Below are 19,733 nucleotides of genomic sequence, written 5' to 3'. Positions count from 1 at the left end.
GTTAAATTTGATCAAGGTTTCTCCAAGAGTGATATTATTTATCTTTACTAGGAAATTTCCAATAAATAATAACTGAGTCGAGTTTTCTTAACCTTTTTAACGGAAAGAAGCGAAACAAAAGTGTAGTCAAAATATTCAGTTAATTCATTCCAACTAAAAGCAAATGAGCGCAATTAGTCAACGTAGGTTTGTGATTGGGGATGTGCATGGCCACTATGAAGCTTTGATGTTACTGTTGGAGGAAATAGCTCCTGCATCAGAAGATCAAGTCTATTTTTTAGGAGATTTAATTGATCGTGGTCCACAAAGCGCCCAAGTAGTAGAGTTTGTTAAACAAAGTAATTACCCTTGTTTGCTAGGTAATCATGAACAGATGTTATTAAACATCTTGACTGGTAGGGATACTACATCAGCAAATATGCAAGCGTGGTTGTATAGTGGAGGACAGGCCACAATTGCTAGTTACCAATCTGCGGCCATTCCTCAAGAACATCTAGATTGGTTTCATAGTTTACCGACATATCTAGATTTGGGAGATTTTTGGTTAACTCATGCAGGTGTTGATCCCTACAAAACTGTAGAGGAACAAACATCTGAGCAACTGTGTTGGATTAGGGAAGAATTTCATCGGATCGAGCAACCATATTTCCCAGACAAGTTGATTATAGTTGGTCATACTATAACTTTTACCTTGCCTGGTGTTGCTCCTGGTAATTTAGCACAAGGGCAAGGATGGATTGATATTGATACTGGTGCTTATCATCCCCGTAGTGGTTGGTTGACGGGGCTAGATATTACCAATAAGTTAGTTTATCAAGCTAATGTTTTTAATCGTACAGTTAGAACTTTAACTTGGAAAGAGGCAATTACGATGATTGCGCCAGAAGAATTCACTGTTAGTCGTCGTCAGAGGCTGCGTAGGTAATGATAATAGATGAGTTTTCTACTGCAAAAACGCTCTGATTCTATTTTGATAGATAGTATTATCCAAACCGTTATTTTGATTACTGGGTTGAGCGTTAATCTGGTTTTGGAGTGAGTTAACGCGATCGCTTGTTCCCGGATGTGTACTTAAAAATGTAGGTACAGTTCTGCTACTTTGTAGCTTTTTCATAAAAGAAACCATTGCTGACTGAGAATAACCAGTGCGTGTTAAATTTCTTAATCCTCTGGTATCAGCATCATATTCATCTTGACGACTGCGAGGACGATTCAGTGCTAAATCTACGCCTATACCTACAGCTGCATTTTTATTTAAACCTGTTGCGGTAGCTACACCACTAGCGATCGCTCGTTGACGCATTTGTTTAACGAGATGTTTACCCTCAATGTGACCCATTTCATGAGCTAATACACTAGCTAGTTCTGCTTCATTGTCGGCTGTTGTCAACAAACCTGTATTCACATAAATAAAACCCCCAGTAGTAGCAAAAGCATTAACAGCCGGATCTTCGACTACTTGAAAAGTATAGGGAATATTAGAGCGATCGCTATTAGCGGCTAAACGTCTACCCACTTCTTCTACATAACGATTTAGCTGTAAATTCCGAGAAATTCTGACTTCTTGTTGTAACTGCTGATTCATCTGTTTACCAAGCTCAAATTCCTGACGATCAGATATATTAGATAAGTTAAATACCTGCACGCCTTGAAATAAAAGCGGTAATAAATCTATAGCCTTACTTGGTAAAGGTGTACTCAAGCACAGACTAAGGGCAACAACCACAGAAATCAGGGGATAAAACCCGCGTCGTTGCCACAGACGGTAATTTTTCCAAAATCCTTGCCAGTTAATCATAATTCACCCAGATATTGTGTAACAACTTAAAATTAGAAGACGAATTTTCAACGGACTAAGTTGCATTTTCTACTGAATCACTTAATATAGATAGTCAAATGCGATCGCATATCCGCCCGTCGTATACATAACTCGAAACTACTGCAATTATGATAAACTGTCGCATAACATTAATATAATGTCTACCTGTTCTCAGGTTTAACCCAATTGTCAAGATTACCAATCACCTGACATTTATTTTCAGGTAAATTAACCACATCTTCATCAAAATTTCGCGCTAAAGAAAAAAGGGGTTAATTTTAGGTGTGGTCTAAATACATGAAAACTGCTGTAAAAACTCTTTAGTCCAATTAATTACCTAGCTGAAAACTCAACTTAAATTTTTGCAACCCAGGTTATGGCTATTTTAGATTCCAAAGGTCGCTTATTCGGTAAGATTAACCTACTAGACTTAGGTGCTGCATTAGTAATTTTACTAGTAATAGTAGGTATTTTTATTTTCCCTGGTACTTCCGGTTCTGTTGCTCAAATGGGTTCAAAAACAGTACCGATTGAAGTAGATTTAGTAGTCCGTGGACTCAATGTTCGTGATCCTGAACAGTTATTTAAACAAGGACTGATCAAAGGTGGTAAAACCAATGTGATTATCCGCAATCAACCTTATGGTCAAATTGGGATTAAATCCATTCAGCAATTAGATAGAATGCTGACAGTTGGTCAACCAGATGGTTCTGTAAAAGAGTTACCAGATCCCAGAACGAACAACTTTAGTACGGATTTTATCTTGACGTTAGAAGACAAAGCTACAGTAACTAAAGATGGCGCAGTTCTAGGTAATAGCAAAGTAAAAATTGGGATGCCTTTTGAATTAGAAGGTTTTAATTATAACTTTAATGCGTCTGTAATTGATATCAGGTTACAGGATAAATAGCATTTTACTAGAGTTAATCACTCACAATTAGCCCAAAACTATACACTCATCATCTTGTAATCAAATAGGTAAATACTGTGGCACAGGCTTCGTCTTCTTGGCGACAACTCATCAATCAAATTTTGGAAATTAAAACAGGAAGACCAAAACAACGCATTTTTCAACAATTCTCAGAACCTGGTTTTTTGCTTGGGTTGTTAACAGTCATTGTGGCGATGCTACTCTGGAGTTGGCAACTGCTGTTAGCTATTGTTGTTGGCATTGGCATCATGGTATTTACTTATTCAGTGCAGAAATGGAACTTCCAATTACACTGGGTAGAAATCAGGAAATTGATTAGCAGCACTAACAGTCGTTTAGCTTATTCTGTTGTAATTGGTGGAATTGCGACTGTAATCACTTATCTGGCTTCAGCAATTTGGGTGGATTCCCAAAGTCCTTGGTTAGCTGCTGGTACTATTATCCAAGGAATGGGAACACTATTAACTCTCATTTTATTAGTGTGGCAAATATTCAGTTTTCAGGGAAATCGAGAGGAAGATTATCTTGATAAATTGTTAAACAATTTAACAGAAAAAGATCCTTTGAAACGTTTCATTGCTATGCGCCAACTCAATAAATTAATTAACCGTCAGCACATTGATACAACGCTACAAAAAGATGTAGTAGAATGCCTGCAACTGTTGCTGAGTCAGGAAAAAGAAGTAAGAATTCGGGAAGTAGCTTTAGATTGTCTGCAAAATTTGGATGAGTTCCAAATACTAAAACCAATTAATACAAAAGTCTTTGTTCCTGTGTCAGCCAAAGCCAAAAATAAAGTCCTTGTGGATTGATATCAAGCCCTATTGTTGACTTCTCACTTCAGGACTTTGTGTTAACTCTTCTTGTAACATTTGCTGATAAATTTTTGGCAAGGAACGACTTATAGAATTAGTTTCTATGCCATATCCTAAACTTGTCCAAGTAGGAGAAAGTTTTCGTAAAACATCATTTAATTTTTGTTGACGTAATAATTTAGGAATCTCCACACCCCAGACTTGGGAATCATTTAACCAACTGTAAACTACAACGTCTTGATACTCTGCTTCAAAACTATAATTAGTCCAAAACATCATTTGTGTAGGTTGTGGATGATAACGTGGAGCAATTTCATACCATGTAGTGTTAATCATTTGATAACGACCGGCGGCTGTAGAACAATTACCTGTATTCGGTCCTGTGAGAATAGTGACACATTTTTGAGGATGACGACTAAGATCATTAACTTGTTCTCCGCCATATAACAGAGAGTAGGGACGATTCCCATTTGCTTCACTGGCAGATATTGTTCGCATTAATGCCCGAATATAAGGATCTCCCCCTTTCATAACTAAAGGTGGCTGTCTTTTGGTGAATACAGGTTCGGAAGATGATCGGATATTGCCAAAAACATACCACTGAAACAGGTATACAAAGCCCAAAACAGCGGCTATGGGCGCAATGAGTTTTTCTACACCTTTAAGTTCAAAGCTTTTCAGAATTCTTGTCCTCTCAATTCTTTCTTTTCACTAATAACAAAAATCTAGCTTTTGATTTCGGAAAAATAATAACTTCAGTAATATTGCCATGATGACGGTATTCCATTGTTTAGCTACAATATCAATTATTGTATGACAATCATTAATCATCCAGATTATGTGAAGTTGATGACAAATTATTGAGATTTTGATAAAAGTTGGATTTTAATGCGAAAAAACTTCTCTAAATTGGGAATGATTAATATAGACAAATTTTAAAATATACAAAAAACAAACTTATGGTTACAAACAATAGAGAATATCAATCTTTAGAAATAGAGGAATTTCCTTTAGAATTAGATACAAGCGCAGCCAGGAATGAACCTGTATTTAAAGAGTCCCATTTCAGCCCTACTAAATTTTATGGAAATTATCAAGACTGCATGGAAATGTATGCACCTGTAGAACAGGTAGAGGAGTATTTCAATGCTCATGCTTTATGGTTTGGCCGTTGTGCAGAACCCATGAAAGTACATCCTCTAGGCGAAAATAGTTATGCTTTAGTGGTGGGTAAATTTGGTGCTTTTGGTTATGATGTTGAACCAAAAATTGGTTTGGAGTTATTAGCACCCGCAGATCGTGAATACCACATTCGGACTATCCCTGTACCTGATTATCAAGCACCTGGTTATGAGGTAGATTACAAATCTTCAACTCGATTAATAGGTGATTTGGATGGGGTGACAAGGGTAGAATGGGATTTGGATTTGGTAGTTGAGTTACACTTTCCCCGCTTTATTCAGCGATTACCCCATTCTTTAATTCAATCTACAGGCGATCGCGTCCTTAATCAAATTGTCCGTCAAGTTTCCCGTCGTCTCACCCACAAAGTCCAGAAAGATTTTCATCAATCTCTAAATATAGGTAAGAATTGACAATTGATAATTGACAATTGACAACTTATGCTTTAGTGAGAATTCTTTGGATAATTTCGATACCAGAGAAAGCTTGCCATGCAAACAGCCCTAAAATAGCAAAATTCAACAATATATGAGTCATCCGCGCCCAATTTGCTCCTTTTTGCATAAAAGGAGATAGGGATGCAGAAAAAGCTATTAAGCCTGTCATACCTAATCCGGCTAATAGATGGGGTCCGACAAACAATTTACCATTATTAATATAGGTAACAGCCATACCACCAATTGAACCTGCAACCATCAAGGCTAAGATAATAGAACCAATTTGGTGGTGTTTGATGGTATACCGTCCTTTAATCAGTTCTTTCTTTTCTTCTCCTTGAGAATTTCTGGTACGCTGTACTTGTAAACCTAAGTATGCAGCATATAAAGTAAGTGCTAATAGTACCCACATGATGACTGGATGTCCGAAATTCAGCCAGAATTTTATTGTTGGAGAGAGTTCAAAAACCATATTACTTACGCCCGATTATTAAATCTTCATAAAACTTAGCATACATTGATTTTCTTGACTCAGCAATTTTCCGATAGCGTGGTATTAGCTATTCTTGTCAAAGTCTAAATTTTGATTGAAATCAGTAACATCTGCCCAAATAGGATATAACCAATGATAGAAAATAAAGATACCTCTTTGCTAAAGGCTGTAAAAAGTGGGGATATCAAAGGATTGTCTGCACTGCTGGCTCATGGTGCTAACGTGGATACAAGCGATCGCCATGGGACCACAGCATTGATGTTTGCGGCGAATTTAGGTTATACAGAAATTGTGCGATCGCTCTTAGATGCTGGTGCTAATATCAATTTAACCAGACAAACATATTGTTTAACTGCATTAATGCTGGCTGCCAGTGCTAATCAAATAGATGTTGTTAAGCTATTAATCGCTAGAGGTGCAAATATTAATGCTACTAATGAAGATGGTAGTACAGCCTTAATGGTAGCCGCACTTAAAGGTAATTTAGAAATAGTGCAAATCCTCTTAGCGGCTGGTGCTGACAGAGAAATCACCGACAAAGATGATGATAGTGCTTTAAAACTAGCAGTAAAACACAAACATCCCGCAGTTGTTAAAGCAATATCACAAAATCACAATATTGTCAATAGCCAAGATCCAGAAGGTGAGACAGCATTAATGATTGCCGCAGACTTAGGTTATTTAGAAATAATACAAGCATTGCTGTCATCTGGGGCTGATGTCAATATCAAAAATGTTGATCATGGAACAGCATTATTAGCAGCTACAGCAACGGGAAACATTGATCTAATCACCGCTTTATTAGATGCAGGTGCGGAAATTAATCACCAAGATAAAGAAGGTGAAACAGCCTTACACCTTGCTGTTGTGGAAGAATATATTGATGTAGTGAAAATATTAATTCAGCGGGGAGCAGATGTCCAAATTAGAAACTATTTAGGAGACACACCCCTACTCATAGCAGCATTTCAAGGATATAGCGAGATAGTAGAAATTTTGTTGGGTGCGGGTGTAGAAATGGAAAAGAAAAACTTTGGAGAAGTTGCTCTCACATTGGCAGTATCCAAAGGACATTTCACAACCGTGAAAACATTACTAGATCATGGTGCAGATATTAATAGTTTAGCAGATGATGGTAAAACTGCTTTAGTCAAAGCCATAGCGGCAAATTATCCCGAAATATTCCAAATGTTACTAGAAAAAGGGGCAAATGTGAATCTGCAAAACTCTTCAGGAGCAACTGCTTTAATGTGGGCTGTAGCTGAGGGTTATAGTCAAGCTGTAGAAATGTTATTGCAAGCTGGAGCAGATATAAACTTAAAAAACCAAGGTGGTTATACTGCTTTAATGATTGCAGAATTTAATAATTATCGGGGTATAGCTAAAACATTAAGACAACGTGGAGCGCAGGAATAATTTAGAAACTTAAAAAAAGAGAAACATCAAGATGAAATTCTTACACGACAAAGGTAGAAAGAAGTAAATTTACCTTTTACCATTACCTTGTTTCTGCCTTGATGTTTCCTACTGTGCTAGATGTGAACAATATACATTGTTTGATTTTGGTTGGAAGTATTAGAATTATCATTTTTTATGTAAAAAAAACTACTTTCATTACTAATAAATCTCTCTTAGGTGTGATTTTATCAAGTAGGGGCAACAGTTTTAAGTGATCATGAAGAAAAAGTTAAACTATTAAACACAATTCTATAAATCCTGATATGGCTTCACTATCAGACAGTAACAAAATCGTTCATCATCAAATCAGTAATGTAGACGACAAAAAAACTTTATGGGTAGGAATTGGTTGTCAAAAAGGGATTTCCCAGCAACTAATTAGTACAGCAATTAACAAAGTTTTTCAAGAAAATCAACTTATATTTAATGAAATATCTGGGATTGCAACTATTGATAAAAAAGCCTCAGAAATCGGTTTAGTAGAATTTTGTAACTTAGAAAAATTAGCTTTAAAAACCTTTAGCGCCGAAGTTTTAAATAATGTATTTGTTCCCAATCCTAATAATAATATTATTAAATTCATGGGAACAGCCAGTGTAGCCGAAGCATCAGCAATTCTCGCAGCTTCAGAAATAACATCTGAAGAAATAACATTATTAGTTCCTAAGCAGATTTTCCGACTAACAGAAGAAACAATCACAATAGCTGTTGCTAAATGTGAAAACCCGATATTTTAATCAACTGCACTGACAAAATAGTTAACGATACTGGAAACAATTGATAAGACAATTGAACCTAATAAAGCCGGAACAAAACCCCGAATTTCAAAACCATAACCGGGAGTAATAGCACTTGCTAACCATAGAGTTAAGGCATTGATCACGAAAGTAAATAAACCCAAAGTAATTAAAGTAATGGGAAATGTTAAAATCTGTAAAATTGGCCGAATAATAGCATTTACTAAACCAATAATTACAGCAGCAATTAAAGCAGCCGCAAAGCCGCTGAGAATGAAACCAGGAACAATATTAGCCGTAATTAATAATGCTACCGCAGTACCAAGCCAAGTCAAGAGAAAGTGTTTCATAGTTTTATTAGGGGAATTAAGATCAACGTTGTGGGGAAGTGCGTTTTAAGAAAACTTTCCATGTACCACCACCGACTACACCATCAGGTTCTAAGCCATAACGGATTTGAGCCGCTTTCACTGCTGCTTCTGTAGATACTCCAAAATCTCCGTCTATAGCACCATTCAGAAATCCCAGGTTTTTTAGTTGTTTTTGCAACTTAATCACTTCTATCCCACTCATTCCTCTCCGCAAAATCGGCCATCCTTCGGAAGTATATTGAATACCAGGTATTTGTTGATTAGGAGGAGTGGGTTTAATGGTAGTATTCGGTTGATTTGGGGGGATTGTAGGTTTTTTGGGAGTGGGTGGTTTTGGTGTAATTACCCTAGTGTTGCTGCTGGGTTTGGTGGGAACAGTAGTAAAACTACTAACAGCGTTAGGTGGTAAAGAGTTAATAGTAGATGGGGTGGGAAACAGTCTTTGCCAAGTGATATTATCTACCGTACCCTTGGGGCTTAAACCTGCGGCTTGCTGAAACTGGGAAACAGCTATAGCTGTATTTTGTTGATATGTACCATCCACAGCACCCGAATAAAAACCCAAAAGTTTTAAAGCGGCTTGGAGTTCTGTAACTCGTTCACCTTGACTACCTATGTTTAGAGGTGGACGATTAATTTTAACTTCTGGGTTAATTTGAGCGATTTTGACTGGTGCGGCTGTTGATATTAAGGCGGAAGAACTAATCAACACGGGTGTGGTGGTTAACAAAATGAAGCAATACCAAGAATTTAGGCTCATGTAGTTGGGAATACTGGCTATTAAACTATTTTTCATAGAACTTTTATACAACTTCTTTTGTAACTCTAATATACAAAAAGCAATATTTGTTTGCAGAATGGGTTGAATTGCTATTTTCCTGTAATATTTGACCCCTATTCACAAATCTTTCACAAATTCGCTCTATCTTCAAAATTAATGAGATTACTACAATTTTCTCCCGATTTATAACCAAAACAAATTTTGTAACAACTTTTTAAACTTTTATGAATACCTGTCCTTGCTGCTCCAACACCATGACGCGCAACTTTCGCCAACATCATATCTATTGGTTTTGTCGCAGTTGCTGGCAAGAAATGCCGTTAATGGCTGAAAAAACTCATAATCCTCTGGTTAAGCCCTTACCAAAACGTCCTTTGGTTTTAGTTTAACTGTGCCATTAGAAAATATACATCAAAAAGTCAAAAATCATGAATTGTATTCACCAAATTTCACCTAACAGTTTGATTCAAGAAGTCTTTGGCACAGAAAAACACCAGTATCAAATACGTATCTACTTACCTTACTCACAAATACAAATAGTCATTTTTTCCAAGATCAGAGTAAAAACAGGTTTCTTAACAATCCAACAGGTTCAGAATCTAGGAACTCTGGTGGTAAAGGAATTTAGACTGAATCCGAATTTTGTAGTTTGGATTGAGCATGATTTCTCACAGTGCGAACATTTATCCTCTGCTGCCTTCAGTTTAGTGACTTTTGACTGGTATCATGGGCAAGCAACTAATCCTCGCTGGCTTCCTATTCATGAAAACTGGTATATTGATTGGTTACAAAATGCTAATCTTGAGTACATAACAGTATGAATTAAACATCGTGATTAGATGAAATCACCAAGGATAAGCCCATGTGAAAATTTTGTGTGTCGAAGATGATAGAAATATAGCCCAACTGCTACAAATAACGTTAGCCAAACAACGCTATCAAATTGACTTAGCCCAAGATGGACAAGCAGGATGGAATTTAGCGGAAGTTTATACTTATGATCTGATTCTTCTAGATGTAATATTACCGAAGATGGATGGTATTAGTTTCTGTAAAAAACTCCGCACCAATGAGTCTTCTAACCTTAATCCTAATCGGGATACCCCAGTAATATTAATGACAGCATTAGACGCAGTGACAAATAAAGTCATGGGCTTGGATGCTGGTGCTGATGATTACATTGCTAAACCTTTTGATCTAGATGAATTATTAGCTCGAATTCGGGCATTATTCAGAAGAAACCAAATACAAAAAACGCCTTTATTGACTTGGGGGGATTTGTCACTAAACCCGAACAGTTGTGAAATCACATATCGAGAAAAACCGATTTATTTGGCTGCGAAAGAATATGAAATACTAGAATTATTTCTGCGACATCCTGAGCAGATTTTTAATCCTAGTCGGTTACTAGATCGGCTCTGGACAGCGGATGAATTTCCCAGTGAAGGAGCAGTTCGCGCACATATTAAGGGATTGAGGCAAAAACTTAAAAAAGCGGGTGTTGCAGATATATTAGAAACGATTTATAAACAAGGTTATCGGCTCAAACAGCCGGAACTTTTCAGCAAAGACTATCAAGAAGAAATTACCCCCGTTGTTAGTGTTGCGTCGGAATTAAAAGCTGTTTGGGAAAAATATCGTCAGTCTTATAGCGATCGCCTCTTTATCATAGAACAAGCCATTATCTCTTTACAAAATGGCACTCTTACACCCACCCAACAACAGGAAGCAGAAAAAGAAGCACATACTCTGATTGGTTCTTTAGGCTGTTTTGGCTTAGATACAGCTTCGCAAATTTCCCGTCAAATTCAGCAACTTCTCAAACAGGAGAAAGGATTAGAAACAACAGAAATTGCACAACTGAGAAAACTGATAACGCAGTTACAGCAGGAGATTTTAGAATATGGCTGTGAAAATAAAGCAGAAGATTTATCTTCAATTCCTGTTATTCCTTCAGCATCTTTACTAATCGTAGATGATGACTTGCCTTTAGCAAAGCAGATGGTAACAGAGGCAAAAAATTGGGGATTTAAATCGGAAATTGCCATTAACCTCAAGCAAGCACAGGAATTTTTAACTCATCACTTTGATGTGATTTTGTTGGATATCAATTTTTCTGATTCCACAGAAAATGGGTTAGATTTTCTCACATTAGTCCGTCAGCAATACCCAGAAATTCCCGTTATCATCCTGACTGCTGAAGATTCCTTTGCTCAAAGGGTAGAAGCAGCACGTTTAGGAAGTCAATGCTTTTTACAAAAACCCATTCCTCCAAGTCAAGTATTAGCAACTATCACCCAAGTAATTCAACAAAATAATCAGCCCATAGCGAGGTTATTAATTGTTGATGATGATCCAGGTTTATTAAATTTTCTCCGCACTCTGTTAGAACCATCTGGCTATCATCTGATTTTACTAGATCAACCTCATAAATTCTGGGAAACACTAGAGCAGACAGTTCCAGATTTGTTGATTTTGGATGTTGAATTTAGTGTAGTTTCTCTATCTCATCAGAACAGTGAAAAAGTCAGCATTTGGAGTGGGTTTGATTTGTGTCAAGTAGTCCGCAGTGATGCTCGTTGGAATCGTTTACCTATCTTGTTTTTATCTTCCCATACTGATATTGAAACTATCCAACGTAGTTTTACAGTTGGTGCTGATGATTTTTTGACTAAACCAATTGTACCAACGGAATTATTAACCCGTGTGCAAACCCGCTTAGAACAACGCCAACTTTGGAAAGTGGCAGAAATAGATGCACTCACAGGATTAAGTCTGCGGCGAAAAGTATTACAAGATTTAACAAGATTGCTACAGTTAGCACAACGACAACAACAAAGTTTTAGTTTAGCAATATTGGATTTAGACAAATTCAAGTTTGTCAATGATCAATATGGGCATGAAATGGGCGATCGCGTTCTCAATTATTTTGGTAAACTTCTCAATCAATCCTTTAGACAGGAAGATGTCGTTGGACGTTGGGGTGGAGAGGAATTTGTGGTAGGAATGTATGGTACATCTAGAGAAGATGGAATAGGACGATTAGCACAAGTTCTCCAGCAATTTAGTCAGTATTCATTTACTGCGCTGGATGGAACTAAATTAAAAGTCACATTTAGTGCGGGAATTGCTCAAATTCCTGATGATGGCAAAGATTTACAAACACTTTACCAAAAAGCAGATGCCGCACTTTACCAGGCTAAAAAATTGGGGCGAAATTGTATTTGTGCTGCAACTTCAGGTTAGGAGGAAAATACTATGGAAGATGACCTTAAAACCAAAGCACAACTAATTGCTGAATTACAAACTTTACGAGCAGAAATATCTGCATATCAAGAAATAAGGGAAATAAAAATAGCAGAAAGAAAGGAAAAACGACAACTAATTAATCGCACTGCGCTGTTAATTCGTGATTGTCTAAATGTTGAAGATATTCTCCAAACTACAGTTACAGAAATTAGAGGTATTATTAAGAGCGATCGCCTAATTATCTACCAATTTCAACCCGATGGTACAGGCTTGGTTGTTAAAGAAGCTGTCGTAGATCCAAAATTTTCAATTTTAGATCGCACTGTTATAGATCAATGCTTTGAAGAAAGCTGGGTGGAATTATATCAACAAGGACGAACCAGAAGCATTAATGATATATACACTGAGCTTGATATCAATGAATGTTATCAGCAATTTCTGCAAAATTTTGATATCCGAGCAAATCTGGTTGTTCCCATTATCCGAGAAAATCACCTCTGGGGATTACTTATTGCTCATGAGTGTACAGCACCTCGTAATTGGACAACTGCCGATGTAGATTTTATGAATCAATTGGCAATTCAGGTAGGTATTGCTATTCAACAAGCATCATTAATAGAAAAGCTACAAACAGAACTAGCACAACGGCAAAGATTAACCTCTATATTAGAAGCTACTCCTGACTTTGTGGGCATGGCCACACCCCAAGGAAAGGTGATTTGGCTCAATCCTGCTGCTCAGAAAATGATGGGAATTGCGAATATTAATGATTTTACAGTTGTTAAAAGTCATCCTCAATGGGCATTAGATATTATTTATCATCAAGGCATACCTACAGCAATTGAAACTGGTAGTTGGTTAGGAGAAACAGCAATTTTGCATCAACATGGCTCAGAAATTCCTGTTTCTCAATTAATTGTTGCTCACAAGTCTGAGGATGGAAAAGTGTTATACACTTCTACTATCATGCGTGATATTTCTAGGCGCAAATTAACAGAAATAGCCTTGAAGGAAAGGGAAAAACAACTAGAATTGTTTGCCAAATATGCACCTGCTGGTATTGCCATGTTTGACAGAAATATGCACTATGTAATTGCTAGTCAACGATGGATTGATGATTATAAACTTGAATCTATTACAACTATAATTGGTAAATCTCATTACGAGCTATTCCCGGAAATTACAGACACATGGCGACAAATTCATCAACGTTGTCTTGCCGGTGCAGTAGAAAAATGTGATGAAGATTTATTTGTCAGAGTAGATGGATTAAATCAATGGTTACGCTGGGAAGTTCGCCCTTGGTATAATAGCAACAATGAGATTTGTGGGATTATTATTTTCTCTGAAGATATTAGCGATCGCAAACGAGTAGAAAGAGAACTGCAACAATTAAATATACAATTAGAACAAAGAGTTACAGAACGCACAGCACAACTATCTCAGGCTAACGATCACCTACAAAGAGAACTATTTCAGCGAGAGAAATTAGAACGAGAATTAAAAAATCGGGAAAAATTATTAGATGGATTTTTCTATGCGGCCAGCCAAGCAAATGTAGGTTTATCAATAGTTGATACTAACCTCCATTTTTTAAAGATTAATCAGAAATTAGCAGATATAAATGGCTATCCTATTGAGGCGCATTTGGGAAAATCGGTAATGGATTTAATACCAGAAATTGCGCCGACAATTTTACCCGTATTACAAAATATTCTCGATCATAAACAACCAATTTCTAACTTAGAAATTAGCGGTATTATTAATAGTCAGCCAGAAATGATAGGTTATTGGCTCGTTTCCTACTTTCCCATTTTCGGAGAAACAGGAAATGCAATTGCACTGGGGAGTATTATCATTGAAATTACTAAACGCAAACATTTAGAAATAGAGCGAGAAAAGCTGATTGGGATTATCGAAGCTACTTCTGATGTGATTGCTACAGTTAGATTTGATACCCAAAAAACCGAATATGCTAACAAAGCAGGCCGTCGTTTCTTCGGTTTAGCTGATAATGCACCAATTGATCACATTTCTATTGCAGATGTTCATCCTCAGTGGGCTTTAGAAATTGTTCAAAAACAGGGTATTCCCGCCGCAGTTAGACATGGTGTTTGGGTGGGAGAAACAGCCTTTATCAACCATGAAGGGCAAGAAATTCCTATTTCTCAAGTGCTGATTGCTCAAACTTTTGGTAGCAATCACACACAATATCTTTCTACTATTGCTCGTGATATTACCCAACAAAAACAAATTGAAGCCACTCTGAAAGAATCAGATCGCCGCTGGAAATCACTGCTAGATAATGTGCAGTTAGTAGTGATTGGTTTAGATATAAGTGGTAATGTCGAGTATGCCAATCCCTTCTTTTTGCAACTCACTAACTATACCGAAATAGAGGCTTTAGGCAAAAATTGGTTTAATAATTTCTTACCTCAAAGTCAAAATCATCTCATAGAAACTACTTTCCAAGAAGTAATAGAAAATAATTTCTATCCTCACTATCAAAATCCCATTTTAACTAAATCACGTGAAGAACGGATGATTTCCTGGAGTAACACTTTATTGAGAGATGTTGAAGGAAATCCCATTGGTACTATTAGCATTGGTGAAGATATTACCGAGCGTTATAAACTCGAACGCATGAAAGCCGAGTTTATTTCCATTGTCAGCCATGAATTGCGAACTCCTTTAACTTCTATGCAAGCTGGGTTAAGTTTGCTCTATGAAAAAATTATAGATGCCAATTCTCCTGAAGGTGAAGCTACTCTTGAAATCGCTACAGAAGGCGTAGATCGTTTAGTCCGCCTCGTTAATGATATTCTTGATTTAGAACGGTTAGAATCTGGCAAAATCAATCTCGAAAAATCTGTTTTTAACACTATTGATTTAATCAATACTGCCATTTCTCAAATGCAAGATATGGCAATTCTCGCTGGTATCATCCTTAATACTACGCCCTCATCCTACCAAGTTGATGCTGATCCAGATCGCTTATTACAAGTTATTATTAATCTTCTCAGTAACGCAATTAAATTTTCTCCATCTAATGCAAATATCTATTTAAAAGTAGAAGCAATTTCTTCTTCTCCCTTGCTCCCCCGCTCCCCCACTCCCCTGCTCCCCAGTCCCCACCTCCTTTTTACAGTCAAAGATCAGGGAAGAGGTATTCCTAGTCACAGCCTAGAAAGTATTTTTGAGCGTTTTCACCAAGTTGATGCTTCTGACTCGCGCTCTAAAGGTGGCACTGGTTTAGGATTAGCTATTTGTCGTAATATTGTGGAACAACACGGTGGTACTATCTGGGCAGAAAGTATTTTAGGAGAGGGTAGCACTTTTTACTTTACACTGCCAATTGAGGAGGTTAACAATGGGGAATAAACGGGTTTTAATTATTGATGATGAGCCAGGTATTCGTCAGATTGTGCAGATTGCGCTTAAAGCTATTGCTGGTTGGGAAGTGTTGCTTGCGGCTTCTGGAAAGGAAGGAATAACTATGGCTATGGCCGAACTTCCTGATGCTATCCTCTTAGATGTGATGATGCCAGAAATGGATGGAATAGCCACATTTAAACAAATGCAAACGAATTCTAAGCTGCAATCTATACCGACTATTTTACTGACTGCTAAAGCTCAAACTGCTGAACAACATCAATTTACTGAACTCCCTATTACTGGAGTCATTACCAAACCCTTCAAAGCCCCTGATTTAGTCAAGCAAATGCGATCGCTCCTCAACTGGTAGAAGCAGGGGAGCAGAGGAGAAATATTATCTTTCCTTTTGCTTTTCCCAATTAAATTATCAATTACTAATCATTAATTTATTTACATTCACAGATAGTTCACAAATTTTGTTTAGCTTACAGGATAAATAGACCTGAGAAATCCTGGTAGCAATATGAACAAGATTTTAGTGGTTGAAAATGAAACCGTACTATTGGGGCTTTTAGCAGAATTACTTGATTTATATGGATTTATTCCAATTACTACCACATCATTGAAGCAAGGATATGAGCTAACTAAACTCGAAAATCCGCATTTAATTTTGTGTGGTTATTCAAGTCAAAATATCAATAATAGTGATGAAACTTGTTGGACATTTCTGCAAAAAATTCGCCAAGATTTAGAAACAGCAAATATTCCTTTTATATTAATGACTGGAGCAGAGTTAGAAACAATTCCCAACTGGCAGAATTACCTGAGATTTCAAGATATTTTACTAAAACCATTTAACTCACAAGTTTTGCTGGAAAAAATCCATGCTCATTTGTCTTCTTACCAAATAAAATCCAAAACTAACCAAAATCATCAATCATCTGATTCCAGAGAATTTACTAATCAAAATGCCTTTTTCACAAAAGAGAACCAAACAACTTACAACTATAGCTATCTTCTTGCTTAAAACCCATAACCCAGAAGCTATTTATAGCTTAAAAGATTTTCTTACTATTGTTCCCAATCCAGAGAAAATTAAACAAATTCTCATTGCAGCAATTTACCAACTTATGGAAACAGAACCAGAAACAATATATTGGCTGTTAAAAAATCCCACTTATTTACAACCGGAAATTGATATTAAATTCATTGTTACTCAAAAATTGTATGAGAAATTAATAACTTGGGGATTTACACCGGAAGATATCTACTTTAATGAAAATGGAAATTTAGAGTTTAATGCAGCAACTAAAGACAGGTTATTATCAGCAAATTATTCTTCAGATAATGGTGCAATACTAACCTTAATTAAATTCTTTTTAACTGAATTAATTTAAAGCTTTGGCTTGGTTAAATTCCCAAATTTAGGACTCCACCATCCTTTGGCTGTATGAAAATAAGCCACATCTTTATGTTTTTTATCTTTCCATGATTCCTGACCAGAACACCGCAGCATAGTTTTATTCTGCCCATCTTTAATATAGCTGTATTCCTCCAAAGGTTTCTGACATACTGGACAGGGATATGCAGTGATTTTTGCTGAAGGTTTGGGAGCATTTTCATCTGGAGATGTTTTAGTTTTTGGTGCTTCCCATTTTTTGTTAAAATCGCTCCAAAACAGCACAATGTTTTCACAGCCACTCACACATTTAAGAAAGTATTTCTTTTTAACTTTACTGCTGGGAATTTTAGCTAAAAAGTTTTTACACTCAGGACAGCGAGTTTTAGAAGTTTCATATTTACGTTCAGCTAGATTATTAGTTTTAGCTAAAGTTGATGAATTGACAACGACAGTTTTAGCTTTGGAAAGCGCAGGGACAAAATAATTTTGATTCCAAGTAGTTAAATAATGTTGCCAAGAGTTTTTTCCTTCAGAAATTGCATCTAGCGCATCTTCCATTTTAGCAGTAAATTCTGCTTCTAATAAATCTGGTAAAGCCTTTTGTAAAAATTCATCAACTTCTAAACCCAAAGTTGTTGGTTGAAGATTGTCTTTTTTCAATTCCACATAATTGCGCTTCTTTAAAGTAGCAACTGTAGGGGCATAAGTGCTAGGACGACCAATACCTTTTCTTTCCATCAATTGTACAAGTTTTGGTTCACTGTATCTTGGTGGTGGTTGGGTTTGTTTTTGGTCATGTCCGGCTTTTTCTAAAGTTAGTATTTGTCCCTGTTGCAAAGCAGGTAAAACTGCATCTTTGCTCAGATTCAGCCAATATTTTGCATAACCGTAAAATTCGATTACTTGCCCTCTAGCTTGCCATAAAATATTACCTGATTTCGTAATTATCAGAGTTTTACGAAGTTGAGCAGGACGACATTGAGAAGCAACGGCTCTTTTCCAAATCATCACATATAGGTTAAACTCATCTTCAGGTAATTCTGCCCGCAATTGCACTGAAGGACGAAAAACATCTGTAGGACGAATCGCTTCATGTGCTTCCTGCGCTGTTTTACTACTGCGGTGCTTGGCTACTTGCTGGGGGACATTTTGCGGGTCATTTTGTTCCAACCATTTACGCGCACTAGCACAAAATTCAGGACTCAACATGACTGAATCTGTTCGCATATATGTAATTAACCCTGCCTCATATAGCTTTTGGGCTACCTGCATGGTTTTGTCGGGGGCAAATTTCAACTTTGAACCGGCTGCTTGTTGGAGGGTGGAGGTGGTAAATGGTGGAGGGGGTTGACGATAAACGAGTTTTCCTTCTACGTGAATAATTTGATGAGGATGACGCTTTGCTTCTTCAACTAATCTTGTGGCTTCTACTTCTGAGAGAACACGCTTAGATTCGGGTTTCTCTGGGTTATTACCGGCTGCATCATCATGAGTTTCCGTTTCTGCTTCTGCTGTTTCTGTGGGAGTATTGGCTGTACCTTTGTAAAAAGCCCGAAATCCTTCTTGATAATCTACCCAAACACTCCAGTAATCTTGCGGAACAAAAGCCAGAATTTCTCTTTCTCGCTGACAAATTAGATGTAATGTGGCGCTTTGAACTCTACCTACACTTTTTGCGCCGTTATTTAATGCCCAAACTAGGGGACTGCCTTTGTATCCTACCAGCTTGTCAAGACAATCACGACATAATCCTGCACCGATTAAATTAGTGTCAAGTTTTCGGGGATGTGCGATCGCACTTTTGACCGCAGATGCTGTAATCTCAGTATAAACTACTCGCTTGGGTTCTCTTAATCCTAAAGTTTCTTTAAGATGCCAAGCAATGGTTTCTCCTTCTCTGTCTGGGTCTGTTGCTAAAACAACTTCATCAACCTGTCTAACAGCGGCTTTTAGTTGTTGAATGGTTTCTTTTGCGCGTTGGTCACGGGGTACATAATTGCAGCGAACACTATTACCATCCATTGTAAATCCTAGTGAATCATCACCCTCATTACTGAGTTCGCGGATATGTCCACAACTAGCACGAACAATCCAATCTGCACCGAGAATTTGACTCAGTTTTTTGACTTTTCCGGGTGATTCAACCACTAGGAGACGTTTGGGCATGGCGCTTGTGTTTTAGATGCTTTATATAGGATAAAATAAATCAGAAGATTTTTACAAGAAGTCGGGGATCTGAATTTCTCAACTGTCTGAATCAGGATAAATAATTTTTAGTAATGGCAATAATTATGAGTAAAAGCAACATTCAATCATCACCTGTTAAAATAGAACTTTCAATTAGAAGTGAAAGTGTACAAAGGATTTATAATTTTTATGTAAATAATCTTTTTTATGCTAATAGAAGATATCAAAGAAAATTAGTTTGGACTATAGAAGAAAAAAGAGCATTTATAGATTCCATTTTACAAGGGTTTCCAGTTCCTATAATCTTACTAGCAGAAACAGAAAAAGACAAGAAATCTGTATTTGAGATTATAGATGGGATGCAAAGATTAAATGCCATTACTGCCTTTATTGAAGGAGAATTTGATATTGAAGGTAAATATTTCGATTTACAAACAATGGTAGAATCAAAATCTAGGTTAGATCAAGGAAAGTTAATACAAAAAAATCCTATTCT

The 19,733-nt window shown here is 36.9% G+C and carries 20 protein-coding genes; 14 read left to right on the top strand and 6 right to left on the bottom strand.

The annotated features are described in order from the left end of the window. The first annotated feature begins 163 nt into the window (after positions 1–163). Positions 164–925, top strand: a complete 762-nt coding sequence (locus FJR38_RS22360; RefSeq protein ID WP_168492585.1) for a metallophosphoesterase family protein — start codon at positions 164–166, stop codon at positions 923–925. 18 nt (positions 926–943) lie between these two features. Here FJR38_RS22360 and FJR38_RS22355 read toward each other — a convergent pair whose 3' ends face one another. Then, the gene (locus FJR38_RS22355; RefSeq protein WP_168539497.1) at positions 944–1,798 is read right to left on the bottom strand and encodes a M48 family metallopeptidase; all 855 of its coding nucleotides are present in this window, start codon (positions 1,796–1,798) and stop codon (positions 944–946) included. 397 nt (positions 1,799–2,195) lie between these two features. Between FJR38_RS22355 and FJR38_RS22350 the strand changes: the two genes are divergently transcribed. Together FJR38_RS22350 and FJR38_RS22345 are read left to right on the top strand one after the other, a co-directional pair. Continuing rightward, positions 2,196–2,729: a DUF4330 domain-containing protein gene (locus FJR38_RS22350; protein ID WP_168539495.1), complete on the top strand. Its 534-nt coding sequence runs from the start codon at positions 2,196–2,198 to the stop codon at positions 2,727–2,729. Between the two features lie 77 nt (positions 2,730–2,806). Next, positions 2,807–3,562, top strand: a complete 756-nt coding sequence (locus tag FJR38_RS22345) for an ABC transporter ATP-binding protein (RefSeq protein ID WP_168539493.1) — start codon at positions 2,807–2,809, stop codon at positions 3,560–3,562. 9 nt (positions 3,563–3,571) lie between these two features. Here the strand turns inward: FJR38_RS22345 and FJR38_RS22340 are convergent, their stop codons facing one another. Then, entirely contained in the window at positions 3,572–4,249 is a 678-nt protein-coding gene (locus FJR38_RS22340; protein WP_168539602.1) for a glycoside hydrolase family protein, read from the bottom strand. Positions 4,250–4,524: 275 nt separating this feature from the next. Between FJR38_RS22340 and FJR38_RS22335 the strand changes: the two genes are divergently transcribed. Then, positions 4,525–5,160 (top strand): DUF1997 domain-containing protein, encoded by a 636-nt coding sequence (locus FJR38_RS22335; protein ID WP_168539491.1) that lies wholly within the window; start codon positions 4,525–4,527, stop codon positions 5,158–5,160. A gap of 25 nt (positions 5,161–5,185) precedes the next feature. On the opposite strand, the gene FJR38_RS22330 is transcribed toward FJR38_RS22335, so the two are convergent. Further along, a complete protein-coding gene (locus FJR38_RS22330) occupies positions 5,186–5,656 on the bottom strand; it encodes a DUF4079 domain-containing protein (protein ID WP_168492596.1) in 471 nt (156 codons plus the stop codon). A gap of 153 nt (positions 5,657–5,809) precedes the next feature. Here FJR38_RS22330 and FJR38_RS22325 point away from each other — a divergent pair, with 153 nt between their 5' ends. Together FJR38_RS22325 and FJR38_RS22320 are read left to right on the top strand one after the other, a co-directional pair. Beyond that, a complete protein-coding gene (locus FJR38_RS22325) occupies positions 5,810–7,093 on the top strand; it encodes an ankyrin repeat domain-containing protein (protein ID WP_168539490.1) in 1,284 nt (427 codons plus the stop codon). A gap of 305 nt (positions 7,094–7,398) precedes the next feature. After that, positions 7,399–7,872: a cobalamin biosynthesis protein gene (locus FJR38_RS22320; protein ID WP_168539488.1), complete on the top strand. Its 474-nt coding sequence runs from the start codon at positions 7,399–7,401 to the stop codon at positions 7,870–7,872. Here the strand turns inward: FJR38_RS22320 and FJR38_RS22315 are convergent. After that, positions 7,869–8,222, bottom strand: coding sequence for a phage holin family protein (locus FJR38_RS22315; protein ID WP_168539486.1), 354 nt, complete (start codon positions 8,220–8,222; stop codon positions 7,869–7,871). The genes FJR38_RS22320 and FJR38_RS22315 overlap by 4 nt on opposite strands. A gap of 22 nt (positions 8,223–8,244) precedes the next feature. Further along, a complete protein-coding gene (locus FJR38_RS22310; RefSeq protein ID WP_168492604.1) occupies positions 8,245–9,039 on the bottom strand; it encodes a peptidoglycan-binding protein in 795 nt (264 codons plus the stop codon). Positions 9,040–9,248: 209 nt separating this feature from the next. Here FJR38_RS22310 and FJR38_RS22305 point away from each other — a divergent pair, with 209 nt between their 5' ends. The 7 genes from FJR38_RS22305 (at position 9,249) to FJR38_RS22275 (ending at position 17,045) form a co-directional block, all read left to right on the top strand. Beyond that, positions 9,249–9,413 (top strand): hypothetical protein, encoded by a 165-nt coding sequence (locus tag FJR38_RS22305; RefSeq protein ID WP_168492606.1) that lies wholly within the window; start codon positions 9,249–9,251, stop codon positions 9,411–9,413. A gap of 72 nt (positions 9,414–9,485) precedes the next feature. Continuing rightward, positions 9,486–9,845: a hypothetical protein gene (locus FJR38_RS22300; protein ID WP_168539484.1), complete on the top strand. Its 360-nt coding sequence runs from the start codon at positions 9,486–9,488 to the stop codon at positions 9,843–9,845. Positions 9,846–9,888: 43 nt separating this feature from the next. Continuing rightward, entirely contained in the window at positions 9,889–12,270 is a 2,382-nt protein-coding gene (locus FJR38_RS22295; RefSeq protein WP_168539482.1) for a response regulator, read from the top strand. A 12-nt stretch (positions 12,271–12,282) separates the two neighbouring features. Then, a complete protein-coding gene (locus FJR38_RS22290; protein WP_168539480.1) occupies positions 12,283–15,654 on the top strand; it encodes a PAS domain-containing protein in 3,372 nt (1,123 codons plus the stop codon). Next, on the top strand, positions 15,644–16,018 hold the full coding sequence (locus tag FJR38_RS22285; RefSeq protein WP_168492621.1) for a response regulator: 375 nt from the start codon (positions 15,644–15,646) through the stop codon (positions 16,016–16,018). Before FJR38_RS22290 ends, FJR38_RS22285 begins: the two co-directional genes overlap by 11 nt. A gap of 153 nt (positions 16,019–16,171) precedes the next feature. Beyond that, complete coding sequence (locus FJR38_RS22280) at positions 16,172–16,675, top strand: response regulator (protein WP_168492622.1); 504 nt, start codon at positions 16,172–16,174, stop codon at positions 16,673–16,675. After that, a complete protein-coding gene (locus FJR38_RS22275; RefSeq protein ID WP_168492623.1) occupies positions 16,668–17,045 on the top strand; it encodes a hypothetical protein in 378 nt (125 codons plus the stop codon). The genes FJR38_RS22280 and FJR38_RS22275 overlap by 8 nt, the downstream gene beginning before the upstream one ends. Here the strand turns inward: FJR38_RS22275 and topA are convergent. Then, on the bottom strand, positions 17,042–19,216 hold the full coding sequence (gene topA / locus FJR38_RS22270; RefSeq protein ID WP_168539478.1) for a type I DNA topoisomerase: 2,175 nt from the start codon (positions 19,214–19,216) through the stop codon (positions 17,042–17,044). The two genes, FJR38_RS22275 and topA, sit on opposite strands and share 4 nt — an antisense overlap. Positions 19,217–19,341: 125 nt before the next feature. On the opposite strand from topA, the gene FJR38_RS27865 reads away from it, so the two are divergent. After that, positions 19,342–19,733, top strand: a 392-nt coding sequence (locus tag FJR38_RS27865) for a DUF262 domain-containing protein (protein ID WP_217360046.1), incomplete at its 3' end; no start/stop codon positions are given.

The organism is Anabaena sp. UHCC 0253 (assembly GCF_009712085.1).
In the GTDB taxonomy this organism is placed as follows: domain Bacteria; phylum Cyanobacteriota; class Cyanobacteriia; order Cyanobacteriales; family Nostocaceae; genus Dolichospermum.
Note: the sequence above shows the minus strand (reverse complement) of the source record. Positions and strands in the feature narration are given on the sequence as shown.